11 protein-coding genes are annotated in these 11,808 nt (G+C 62.2%); 6 read left to right on the top strand and 5 right to left on the bottom strand.

All coding sequences use genetic code 11. The annotated features are described in order from the left end of the window. Window positions 1–67: 67 nt before the first annotated feature. The gene (locus GOB93_RS05360; protein ID WP_173582461.1) at window positions 68–718 is read right to left on the bottom strand and encodes a TetR/AcrR family transcriptional regulator; all 651 of its coding nucleotides are present in this window, start codon (window positions 716–718) and stop codon (window positions 68–70) included. Between the two features lie 320 nt (window positions 719–1,038). On the opposite strand from GOB93_RS05360, the gene GOB93_RS05365 reads away from it, so the two are divergent. The 5 genes from GOB93_RS05365 (at window position 1,039) to GOB93_RS05385 (ending at window position 6,302) form a co-directional block, all read left to right on the top strand. Beyond that, window positions 1,039–2,085, top strand: coding sequence for an aldo/keto reductase (locus GOB93_RS05365; RefSeq protein WP_173582462.1), 1,047 nt, complete (start codon window positions 1,039–1,041; stop codon window positions 2,083–2,085). Between the two features lie 103 nt (window positions 2,086–2,188). Further along, window positions 2,189–2,524, top strand: a complete 336-nt coding sequence (locus GOB93_RS05370; protein ID WP_173582463.1) for a hypothetical protein — start codon at window positions 2,189–2,191, stop codon at window positions 2,522–2,524. A 132-nt stretch (window positions 2,525–2,656) separates the two neighbouring features. Continuing rightward, on the top strand, window positions 2,657–4,822 hold the full coding sequence (locus GOB93_RS05375) for a S9 family peptidase (RefSeq protein ID WP_173582464.1): 2,166 nt from the start codon (window positions 2,657–2,659) through the stop codon (window positions 4,820–4,822). Window positions 4,823–4,848: 26 nt separating this feature from the next. Continuing rightward, window positions 4,849–5,133, top strand: a complete 285-nt coding sequence (locus tag GOB93_RS05380; protein ID WP_173582465.1) for a hypothetical protein — start codon at window positions 4,849–4,851, stop codon at window positions 5,131–5,133. Next, window positions 5,133–6,302, top strand: a complete 1,170-nt coding sequence (locus tag GOB93_RS05385) for an AI-2E family transporter (protein WP_173582466.1) — start codon at window positions 5,133–5,135, stop codon at window positions 6,300–6,302. The genes GOB93_RS05380 and GOB93_RS05385 overlap by 1 nt, the downstream gene beginning before the upstream one ends. 117 nt (window positions 6,303–6,419) lie before the next feature. Here GOB93_RS05385 and GOB93_RS05390 read toward each other — a convergent pair whose 3' ends face one another. Together GOB93_RS05390 and hydA are read right to left on the bottom strand one after the other, a co-directional pair. Next, entirely contained in the window at window positions 6,420–6,914 is a 495-nt protein-coding gene (locus GOB93_RS05390; protein WP_173582467.1) for a nucleoside deaminase, read from the bottom strand. A gap of 595 nt (window positions 6,915–7,509) precedes the next feature. Then, on the bottom strand, window positions 7,510–8,913 hold the full coding sequence (hydA, locus tag GOB93_RS05395) for a dihydropyrimidinase (protein ID WP_173582468.1): 1,404 nt from the start codon (window positions 8,911–8,913) through the stop codon (window positions 7,510–7,512). A 126-nt stretch (window positions 8,914–9,039) separates the two neighbouring features. Here hydA and GOB93_RS05400 point away from each other — a divergent pair, with 126 nt between their 5' ends. Beyond that, a complete protein-coding gene (locus GOB93_RS05400) occupies window positions 9,040–10,494 on the top strand; it encodes an NCS1 family nucleobase:cation symporter-1 (RefSeq protein WP_173582469.1) in 1,455 nt (484 codons plus the stop codon). Here GOB93_RS05400 and GOB93_RS05405 read toward each other — a convergent pair. Both GOB93_RS05405 and GOB93_RS05410 read right to left on the bottom strand, forming a co-directional pair. Next, the gene (locus tag GOB93_RS05405) at window positions 10,427–11,077 is read right to left on the bottom strand and encodes a TetR family transcriptional regulator C-terminal domain-containing protein (protein ID WP_173582584.1); all 651 of its coding nucleotides are present in this window, start codon (window positions 11,075–11,077) and stop codon (window positions 10,427–10,429) included. The genes GOB93_RS05400 and GOB93_RS05405 overlap by 68 nt on opposite strands. A 301-nt stretch (window positions 11,078–11,378) precedes the next feature. Then, window positions 11,379–11,771: a tautomerase family protein gene (locus GOB93_RS05410; protein ID WP_173582470.1), complete on the bottom strand. Its 393-nt coding sequence runs from the start codon at window positions 11,769–11,771 to the stop codon at window positions 11,379–11,381. Window positions 11,772–11,808: the final 37 nt, after the last annotated feature.

The raw sequence follows: 11,808 nt of genomic DNA on the forward strand, positions 1-11,808 counted from the left end.
ACAAACCGGTGTCCAGAGGCCGCCGGCCTCTGGCGGGTTTCAGGGCAGAGCCCTGAGATCAGAACAATCAGGCTGTGTGCAGAAACATCGGGATGACGTTTTTGACCAGTCTGACTTTCAGGGCGGCCAGTTCCTGGAGGCTTTCCGTTCCGGCGGAGCGGATCATCATCAGGGGCAGCATGATGGCACCCATGACCATCATCAGAGTCAGTTCCGGGTTGCCCTGACGCAGGAAACCTTCGGTCTGCGCTTCTCTGAGCAGGGGCAGCATGGCTTCCTGATACGGGTCCCAGATCCGGTGCATGATGTAATCCCGGCGCTCTCCGACCGAGCTGATGCCATCGGAGAGGAAGCTGGCAAATTCCGGAACATTGCAGTTTGCCGCGATGAAATTCGACAGACCGGCACGCACTCTGGCGTCACAGGGCTGATCGCTGTCCTGCAGGCTGAGGATGGCCTGACGGGCGGTGCCGAGCCGGCCTGCGATTTCATCGACGACGGCTTTCCAGAGATCGAGCTTGCTGCCGAAATGATGGCAGATCAGGGCGGCGTCTACGCCGGCATCCTGTGCGATGTCCCGCAGGGCGGTTCCCTCGAAACCGGCGCGGGCGAAATGCTCCATGGCGGCGCCCAGCACGGCGTCACGCGTGAGCGGCGACCCTTTGGCGGGGCGACCACGTTTGCGCGGCGTGAGGGTTGCGGAATGCTGGATGGGCATGGGTATGGTTTCGTCCGGAGCGGTCAGGAGAACCAGAGAGTAAACTCTGTGGAGGTTAAACAGGGATTTCCAAAAACATTCAACACGTGATGGAAAAATCGTCACTATTGTGAAGAGGGTGTTTTCTTTCGGCTCGGGGCTCTGCCCTGAAACCCGCAAAGAGGCGCAGACCCTTTGATCCCGGTTTGTTTAGTAAAATGAGGTGCAGGAGGCCGCACCTTCTGCCGGGGTGCGGGGCAAAGTCTCGTGAGCTTGCGCTTCGGAGGAACGGGCGTAACAATCGCCGTTACGGTCCTCTCTGCAACGGGTGAACACTCTTTATGAAGCAACGTGAACTTGGCCGTACCGGCCTGATGGTCAGTGAGATCTGCCTTGGGACCATGACATTTGGTCAGCAGAACACGGAAGCGGAAGGTCATGCGCAGCTGGATATGGCTGTGGAGCATGGCATCAACTTCATTGACACGGCCGAACTGTATTCGATCCCGCCGCGGGCGGAGACGGCGGGATCGACGGAAAAGATTATCGGAAGCTGGCTGAAGGCGCGCGGCGGGCGCGAGAAGCTGCTGATCGCGAGCAAGGTGGTCGGGCGGACCGCAATGCCCTGGTTCCGGCCGGACGGGGAGGAAGCGCGTCTGACTCCGCGCCAGATCCGCTATGCGGTGGAAGGATCACTGCGGCGGCTCGGCACGGATTATATCGATCTCTATCAGCTGCACTGGCCGGACCGGCAGGTGAATCTGTTCGGGTCGAACGGGACAACGTTTCAGGGCGTGCCGAAGGATGATGCGGTTCCTCTGGAAGAGACGCTGGGCGTGCTTGGCGATCTGGTGACGGAAGGGAAAATCCGCCATGTCGGGCTGTCGAACGAGACGGCCTGGGGGGTGATGCAGTGCGTCGCGGCCTCGAAAAACGGGCTGCCTCGGGTGGCGTCGATTCAGAATGCTTACAATCTGATCAACCGGACGTTCGAGATCGGGCTGGCGGAGATCGCGCTGCGCGAAAAGGTGGGGCTGCTGGCGTATTCGCCGCTCGCGCAGGGATATCTGACGGGCAAATATCTGGACGGGGCGCGTCCGCCGGGTGCGCGCACGACGCTGTTCGATCGTGGTCAGCGTTATCAGAAACCGGGTGTCGATGAGGCGATCCGGGCGTATCATGCGCTGGCGCGGGAGGAAGGGCTCGATCCGGTGCAGCTGGCGCTGGCGTTTGTTACGTCACGGTCGTTCGTGACGTCGAACATTATCGGCGCGACGAGCGTGGAGCAGCTTCGGGTGATTCTCGGTTCGGTGGATGTTGTGATCACGCCGGAGCTGGAGAAGAAGATCAACGCGATTCATCAGGTTCATTCCAACCCTGCTCCCTGAGTATGGGGTGAAGCTGTCGCTGTATGGTAGGATGAGCGGAACGACCGGACGGGTCGTCCGTTCACAGGACGAGCCGTCAGGCTGAGCGAAAGGACAGAGTGTTATGGATAATCCGCTTGAGGACTCCCCGCAGCGTGATGCGAAAATCCGCGCTAAGGCGAAAGAGATGTGGATTGCGGATGGCAAACCGACCTGCGGGCCGGAGGGCTATATGGAGCAGGCGACCGATCTGATCGGGATGGAGATCAATCCTGACGCGGGCGAAATTCCGGTTGAGCCGCCGGTGCCGCTGGGTCCGGACGGAGAGCCGATCGAGGATGCGCGGATTCAGGAGAATCTGGGCAATCCGGGCGGCAGCATGAACGAGCTGGATGACAAGCGGGAAGTGCCGTTTGGAACGTATCAGGAAGAAGAGAAAGCCCTGAAGAACGAGGGCTGAGTCTGACCTCTCAGGGCTTCGCCCTGAAACACGCCAGAGGCCGGTGGCCTCTGGACACCGGTCTGTATCAGTCAGCCAGGATGCAGAGCCGAAGCTTTTTCCCCTTCCCCCTGGTCTCTCGGAAAGGCCTTCATGTCCGGTATTCCCACACCACCCGTTCCCCATAAGGAAACACGCCGTATCGAGCAGCTCGGGCGTGTGCGCACGGATGATTATGCGTGGATGAAGGACGATAACTGGCAGGCGGTTCTGCGCGATCCCGCGCTGCTGCGTGAGGATATTGCCGATTATCTGCGGGCCGAGAACGCGTATTCCGGGGCGGTTCTGGCGCCGACGGCGGCGCTGCAGGCGGAGATTGTCGCTGAGATGAAGGGGCGGATGAAGGAGGATGAGTCCTTCCCTGCCCTGCCACATGGCGACTGGCATTATGGCGTGCGGTATGAGACCGGCGGGCAGTATCCGCATTATGTGCGGTTCCGGGAGGGGCATCCGGACGAGCCGGAAACGCTGCTCAATGCGGATGAGCGGGCGAAGGATCTGTCTTACTATGCGGCGCGGTCTGCGACACACAGTCCGGACCATCGTCTGTTCGCCTGGGCTGAGGACACGCAGGGATCGGAGATTTATACGATCCGGGTGCGGGATCTGACGACGGGGGAAATTCTTCCCGTTGAAATCGGGAACTGTTCGGGAGATTTCACTTTCTCGCCGGATTCACAGCATATTTTCTGGACGTATCGGGATGAGAACGGTCGGCCGGTGAAGATTTTCCGCCGGGCTCTGTCGGGCAGTGGGGATATGCCGGCAGAGGATGTGCTGGTTTATGCCGAGCCTGATCCGGGGTTCTTTACCGGCGTGAGCGCGAGCCGGTCGGGCAAATGGATTGTCATCAGCACGAACGATCATGACACATCGGAATGCTGGGTGATTCCGGGGGGCGATCCGACAGCGGCGCCTGTCTGTGTCGCGCCGCGTGAGAAGGGGCTGATGTATGACCTGTCTCACTGGGATGACCGGTTTGTGGTGCGGACCAACGCGGACGGAGCGACCGATTTCAGACTGATGGTCGTGATGGACGACGCGCTCGGGGATCGCGCCGCGTGGAAGGATCATGTGCCGCACCGGCCGGGGCATTATGTGACCGGCTGTATCTGCTTTGCCGATCATCTGGTGTGGACGGAACGGGTCAACGCGAACACGGTGATCGAGATTGAGGACCGGGCCGGCGTGCGGCATCAGCTGGCGACGGATGAGGAGGCGTATGCGCTTTCTCTCGACGGCGCTTATGAATTCGCCACGGATGAGCTCCGGTATTCCTATCAGTCGCCGACGACGCCGCGGCAGTGGTACGCCTACGACATGGCGCGGCGGACGCGGGAACTGCTGAAGGAGCAGGATGTGCCGTCGGGGCACGATCCGGCGAAGTATCGCACGCGGCGGCTGCTGGCGCGGGCGCCGGACGGGGAGATGGTGCCCATCACGCTGCTGTCGCATGTCGACACGCCGGAGGGCGAGCCGGCGCCGCTGCTGCTGTATGGGTACGGGTCTTACGGGATTTCGATCGATCCGATTTTTTCCACGCGGAATCTGAGCCTCGTCGACCGGGGCTGGGTTTATGCGATCGCACATGTGCGGGGCGGATCGGAGAAAGGATGGAACTGGTTTCTGGGCGGACGCGGGGAGACCAAGACGAACACCTTTACCGATTTCATCGCCTGTGCGGAGCATCTGATTGATCAGGGTTACACGGGTGCCGGGCGGATTGTGGCGGACGGGCGGTCGGCTGGCGGGATGCTGATGGGGGCGATCGCCAATCTGCGTCCCGATCTGTTTGCCGGGATCGTTGCGGTGGTGCCGTTTGTGGACGTGCTCAACACGATGTCGGATGACACGCTGCCGCTGACGCCGCCGGAATGGCCGGAATGGGGCAATCCGCTGACGGACACGACGGCTTACGACCGGATTGCGGGGTATTCGCCTTATGACCGGATTGAGGCGAAGGATTATCCGGCGATTTTCGCGATTGGCGGACTGACGGACCCCCGTGTGACCTACTGGGAGCCGGCGAAATGGATTGCGAAGCTGCGGGAGTATTCGACGTCCGATAATCCGCTGCTGCTGCGGATCAACATGGAGGCGGGACATGGCGGGGCCTCGGGGCGGTTTAAATCGCTGGACGAGGCGGCGCTGATCCATGCGTTTGCGATCTGGGCGGAGGAGCGGGCCAGAGAAACACAGGTCGGAGAAAAACAGGCCGGCGAAACACGGGCGGAAGTGGCGCGGGAGACACGCGGTTAACGTGTGGCCGGTGGACGGACCCGTATTTGGCGTGGCTGTCTGATGACGGTGGCGTGGTGAGAGACTGTCCGGTTTCCGGGGGTGACGGCGGCGGAGGGCGTTCTGTCGTCTGCGCGGGTGTGGTGGCGCCGGTGTCTGCCGTTATGGTCGTCCGCCGGTTCGCCTGTCTGTTCGCTGACCGGGGGAAACTGGTTTATGGTGCCGCCGCGTATGAACGCATGGCGTCTCCCCTTTCTCCGCGGGCATCTTCATCGGGGCGGGCGCTTTTTTCGGACAGGATGAAGAGGCTTGCAGGGGAACAGGACGCCTGATGTCGCACGCCGGACCGCCTCCGCATGACGGGAAAAGTGACAGGCTGCGTCCTGCTGCACCTCTCACGCCTTATGGTCCGGAAGGCGAAGCCGAGACGCAGCGGACGGTGACCGGACGGGCGCAGTGGAAAGCGCGTGAATTTCTTGTCGCCGTGATTGTGGCGGTTGCGATTTACACGATCCACGGGTTTCTGACGGCTCTGGCCTGGGGCTGTGTTTTTGCCGTGGCGACCCGGCCGCTTTATAAGAAGACTGAGAAACGCTGGCCCGGACTTGCCCGCAAGGGTGTTCTGCTGCCTCTGCTTTGCACGGCGGCGATGGCGCTGATCTTTCTGGTTCCGATGATTCTGGCGGGTGTGCAGGCGGCCAACGAGGCACAGAGCGTGCTTCTGCTGATGCACCATGCGCGGCATACCGGGATTCCGATTCCGTCCTGGGTGCGTGAGCTGCCGGCGGGCAGCAAGACCGTTGCGACCTGGTGGCAGAACAATCTGTCCGATCCGGGAGCGGCGAATGAGCTGCTCAGTTCCGTGGACAGCCGCAGTCTTGCGATGACGCGGACGGTGGGGTCGCAGCTTGTCCATCGCGCGACGCTGTTTTTCTTTTCGATCCTGACGCTGTTCTTTCTCTACAAGGACGGCGATGCGATCACGCGGCAGTGCACGCTGGCCTCGCGCCGGGCTTTCGGGCGGCGGGGCGAGGTGATCGGCCAGCAGATTGTGGCTTCCATCCATGGCACGGTTGCCGGTCTGGTGCTGGTCGGGGTGGGGGAAGGCTTTGTGATGGGTCTTGTCTATCTTGTCGCCGGCGCGCCGCATTCCGCGCTGCTGGGTGTGGCGACGGCGATTGCGGCGATGATTCCGTTCTGCGCGATGATTCCGGTTGCGCTGGCCTCCGTTCTGCTTCTGATCGGCGGCGCCGGCACGTTTATTGCCATCAGTGTGCTGGTGACGGGCGCCGTGGTGATTTTTGTTGCGGACCATCTTGTCCGGCCGAGCCTGATTGGCGGCAGCACGCAGCTTCCGTTTCTGTGGGTGCTGCTGGGCATTCTCGGAGGGGCGGAGACCTGGGGGCTGCTCGGGCTGTTTGTGGGGCCGGCGGCGATGGCGGCGCTGCATCTGCTGTGGAGCAACTGGGTCCGGGAGCATGGGCCGGACCGGACGAGCTGAGGTGTGGAGCTTCTGGTCACGATCCGGGCTGTGACATCGTGCGGGCGGCGCTGTGTGTCAGAGTATGGAAGCCGGAAGTCGCCAGAGGCTGAGACCGGACCTGTTACTTTTGGCGGGTTACTCTGGCCGGGCGGCCCAGAAGGCTCGTTGCAGTTCCGCGGCTTCTTCTTCCAGCATTGGTCCGATGACCTCCACCGGGAGCTGGCCTGAGGCGAACACGTCGCGGCAGGGGAGATCGAGGGTTGGATTTTCGGCGTGGTTTCCGGTGATGGTCCGGAGATGGGCTTCCGACTGGCCGTAAACGACGCGTCCGATACCGGCCCAGTAGATGGCGCCGGCGCACATGGCGCAGGGTTCGGCTGAGCTGTAGAGTGTGCAGGACCGCAGCCGGGCGACGCCGTATTCACGGCTGGCACGGCTGGACAGGACGCGTTCGGCGTGGGCGGTCATGTCGCCGCCTTCCGAGCTGTAGCCGTTGCCCTGCTCCATCAGGACGGTGCCGTCCGCGTCGACGAGGACGGCGCCGAAGGGGTGGTCGCCGTTCTCCCGGGCCTGGCGGGCGGCGGCGAAAGCGAGGCGGAGATATGTCTCGTCCTGTGGCGTTTCCGGCATCGTTCTGTTCCTCCTCGTCTGGTGTGCCTGGCGTCTGCCGGGGCTGTCTGTCTGGTGGGCCTGTGTGTCTGCCGGCCCCGCGTGTCTGCCGGACCTGAGTTCCTGGCCGGACATTTGTCTCTGTCTGCCGGTCCCTTACGTCTGCTGTGTCCGTGTTATCTGCCGGATGTTTCTCTGCTGGCCGCGTGTGCTTGCCTGCTGTGACTGTGCATCCGTCTGACGTCTGTCTGCGCCGGGTCCGTGCGTCTGTTGTATTCGTGTCCCGCCGGACGTCTGCCGGCCCTGCTGTGTCTGTTGTGTCCGGGTATCTGCCGGATCATGCGCAGGCAAATCCCTGTATATCCGACACGGCCATGCGTCTGGCAGTCCCGTGCGTTACCGGAGCCCTGCGTCCTGTAATGCCCTGTGTCTCGGCCGGACCGTTACGTCAACCGAACCTGTGTGCTCACGCCGTGGCCCGGCATCCTGCCGCCCTGTGTGCTGTCGGGCCATGCGCCGGGCGGCGCTGTGTGTATGCCGGGGTTCCCTGCCTGCTGGTGCGGTATGTCCGCCGGATGTTTCCCGGCGGATATTTTCGCGCCGCTGTCCGGGGGTGTCAGACCACGGGGGCGCGCAGTGGCTTCGGGAAGGCGGGGCGTTCGATGTAGCGGCCGGCGCCTCGTGTGGCGCGGAGGTCTCCGTCATCCCAGACGATGCGGCCCTGGCTGATGGTTTTGCGGGCGAGGCCGGTCAGTTCGAGTCCTTCATAGATATTGTAATCGACGTTCTGGTGGTGGGTTCTGGCGGAGACCGTGCGCGTCGCGTCCGGGTCCCACAGCACGAGGTCGGCGTCGGCGCCTTCGGTGACGGTGCCTTTTCGCGGGTGGATGTTGAAGATCCGCGCGGTGTTGGCGGAGGTGATGGCGACGAAATTCTCGGGGGTCAGCTTTCCGGTTCTGACGCCGTAATGCCAGAGGACGCTCATGCGGTCCTCGATGCCTGGGGTTCCGTTCGGGATTTTCGTGAAGTCCTGGCGGCCGTTTTCCTTCTGCTCGCGGCAGAAGCAGCAATGGTCGGTCGCCGTTGTCTGGAGCTGGCCGGAGGTGAGGCCGCCCCAGAGCGCTTTCTGGTGGTGGCGTTCGCGGAAGGGCGGGCTCATGACGTGGCGCGCGGCGTTCAGCCAGTCTTTGTCCAGATAGACGCTTTCGTCGATGACGAGATGCTGCGGCAGGACTTCGCCGTAAACGGTCTGGCCGCGCAGGCGGGCTTCCGCGATGGCGCGGGTGGCTTCTTCGGTGGAGACGTGGACGATGTAGAGCGGCGCGTCGAGCAGGGAGGCCAGTCCGATGGCGCGCTGGGCGGCCTCGCCCTCGACGGTTGCGGGACGGGAGCGCGGGTGGGCGTCGGGGCCGGTCTGGCCGGCTTCCGTCAGGGCGCGCTGGAGGTAGTAAACGGCGTCTCCGTTTTCGGCGTGGACGGTGGAGAGGGCTCCGAGTCCGGCGGCGCGGCGCATGGAGTGCATGAAGGTTTCGTCGTCCACCATCAGGGCGTTTTTATAGGCCATGAAGTGTTTGAACGAGTTGACGCCGCAGTCCCGGACCAGCGTTTCCATATCGGCGTGCACCTTGTCGTCCCAGTGGGTGACGGCGACGTGGAAGCTGTAATCTCCGGCGGCTTTTTCTGCTTTTACGCGCCATTCCTTCCAGGCGTCGAGCAGTGATCCGCCCTGTTCGGGAATGACGAAATCGATGATGGTCGTGGTGCCGCCGGCGAGGCCAGCGGCGGTTCCGGTGTAAAAATCGTCGCTGGCGACGGTGCCCATGAAGGGCATTTCCATATGTGTGTGCGGATCGATTCCGCCGGGCATGACGAGGAGTCCGGTGGCGTCGGTCACCTCACAGCCGGCGGGGGCTTCTATATCCGGCGCGACGCGGGCAATGTGGCCTGCATCGTCGCAGAGCACGTCGGCTCTGTGTGACTGTTCCGCTGTGACAACTGTTCCGCCCTTGATAAGAAGCACCGTTTTCTCCTCGTATCAGTGCATGTCACGCGGCCCGCTGCCGCCCCATCCCGGCAGCGTATTGTTATTCTGACTTTTCGGTCAATATAATGTTCCGGACGGGGAACAGGTTTCGGGGAAGATTATATGACGGCAACCAGTGGCGTTCATGCGGACAGTCGTCTCATCAACGAGGACCTGGCGCCTGTCACGGCACGGCACTGGCGGTGGCGGGATTATCTGTCTCTCTGGATGTCCGACATTCACAGCGTGGCCGGTTATGTGACGGCCGGCAGCCTGTTTACCATGGGTCTGCCTCCGGGCGATGTGTTTATTGCGTTCATTCTCGGGATTCTCGTTGTCTGGCTTGTCTGTAATCTGATCGCCGCGCCGAGTTTCCGGTCCGGGGCGCCTTTTCCGGTCATTGCCCGGATGGCGTTTGGCGTGCATGGCGCGGTGGTTCCGGCTGTGGTGCGCGGGGTGATCGCGGTCGGCTGGTATGGCATTCAGACGTGGCTGGCCTCGAACGCCGTCATTCTGCTTCTTATGCGTTTCTGGCCGGGGCTGGCGCCGTGGGCGAATGTCGCGCTGCACGGGTTTCTGGGGCTGTCGCTGCTTGGCTGGGGGGCGTTTCTGCTGGTCTGGGCGCTTCAGACGCTGGTGTTCTGGCGCGGGATGGAGGCGATCCGTCACTTCATCGACTGGGCGGGGCCGGTCATTTACGTGATGATGGTTCTGCTGGATGTCTGGCTGCTCTCGCGGGCGCACTGGCAGCTGAGTCTTGATGTTTTCCACATCGCGCCGCCGGGCATGGGGCATCGGGTGGCGCTGATTGTGAATGCGACGGCGCTGGTGGTCGCCTTTTTCTCTCCGATCGCTCTGAATTTTGGCGATTTCGCCCGCTACGGGAAGAGTATGGCCGATATCCGGCGGGGCAATATGTGGGGTCTGCCGTTCAATTACGTGGCGTTTTCGCTGCTCAGCCTGATGACCATCGCGCTGACTGTGCCGGTTTTCGGGCGCATGATTCTCGATCCGGTGGAGACGGTGACGCAGATCGACAATTCGCTGGCGGTGATTCTCGGTGTGGCGACGTTCGTGGTGGCGACGATCGGCATCAACATCTCGGCGAATTTTGTTTCGGCGGCGTTCGATTTTTCCAACATGGCGCCCAGCCGCATTTCGTGGCGCATGGGCGGGCTGATCGCGGCGGCGGGCGCGATTATCGTCATGCCGTGGAATCTGTATGCGCGACCTGAACTGATTCATCTGACGCTCGATACGCTGGGCATGTTCATTGCGCCGCTGACCGGTATTCTGCTGGGTGATTATTATATCGTGCGGAAACAGCAGATGGCGCCGGAGGCGTTATACAGCGCCTCGCCGCGCGGGCCTTACTGGTATGTGAACGGGGTCAATCCGGTGGCGATGATGGCGCTGCTGCTTTCGGTGGCGTGCGGTCTGAGCACCATTTTTGTGCCGTTTCTGGGTCCGCTGCAGAATTTCTCGTGGTTTATCGGTTTTTTCGCCGGTCTTATTCTGCACATAGCTCTGACACATCTTGCCGTGCAGGCAGGCAGACGGACGCGACCAGTTTCATAATGGTCTGAACGCCGGCTTCGAAGTCTTTTTCCTTCATCCCGGTCCGGCCGAGGACGGCCACGAGCTGGACCTGCATGTCGGCGTAGGCCTGGGTCATGGACCAGAGCAGGAACATGAAATGGACGGGGTCGAACCCTGTCGTCATGAGTCCCTGCTCCTGCCAGTGGCGGAAGACTTCCACGCGGCGTTCGACGTGTTCGCGCAGGGTGACGGAGAGGTAGTCCTTCACGAATGTGCCGCCTGAGAGCAGTTCGTAGGCGAAAATGCGGGAGGCTTCGGGGCGGCGGCGGGAAAACGCCATTTTGATCCGGATATAGCCTTCGAAGGCCACCATCGGCTCGTGCTCGGGTGAGAGCCAGTGATCGGCGTCATCGAGCCAGTGGGTCAGCAGGCGTTCGAGCGTTGCCTGATAGAGGTCTTCTTTTGTGCCGAAATAATAAAGGACATTGGCCTTGGGCAGATCGCAGGCCCGGGCGATGTCATCGACGCGGGCGCCTGCGAATCCGCGGGCGGAAAATATTTTCTCGGCGGCGTTGAGAATCTGGGGGACCGTGCTTCTGCGCGGGTTTCCGGATTTTGCCACGGGCTTCGCGGCTGATTTTGCCGGGGGTTTTGCCGGTGGTTTCGAACTGGAAATGGATTCGGGCAAAAGACCAGCCTGTCTGTCATCCTGTTTGGTATCGGGGATTGTAGGACGTGCCCCGTTTAACGCAACTGCGGGCCGTGCGGTACTGTACCGGACGGCCCGCCTGATGCCGGCTTATGACGGGCTGCCTGCGGGTCGCCCGGCCTGCTGATCACCCGGTTTTTACAGGTCGCCCGGTTACGGACTGCCCGGCTGCAGGGCGTCCGGTTTACAGATCGCCGGTTTACAGATCGCCAGTTTACAGATCGCCGGTCAGGAACTGTGCGCGGCCGAGGCCGAAGCTCCAGTGTTCGTCGCTGTTCTGAACGATGGAGACCATCAGGTCCGCCGGTGCGAGGCCGCAGCCCCTCTCCAGCTCTTTCGCGAGCAGGCTGTAGAAGTTTTCGATCTGCTCTTTCGAACGCGGGCGGGAGACGACCTGGAGCAGGACGACCTTGTTCGTGCGGGGGATATCGAGGCCGGTGTCCTCGATGATCATGTGGGTCGGCTCGTGCTCGGAGACGATCTGATAGCGGTCACGGGGCGGGACTTTGAAGGCTTCCAGCATGGCGCCGTGCGCCGTGTCGAGGAGGGATTTCAGTTCGTCGGGGGTGCGGCTGCCTTTGACGATGTGGAAATGCAGCAGTGGCATGGTGTGCTCCCTGGAGATGGATGACGGGACAGGACCT

The sequence above is a fragment of the Acetobacter musti genome, assembly GCF_011516835.1.
Lineage (GTDB): Bacteria > Pseudomonadota > Alphaproteobacteria > Acetobacterales > Acetobacteraceae > Acetobacter > Acetobacter musti.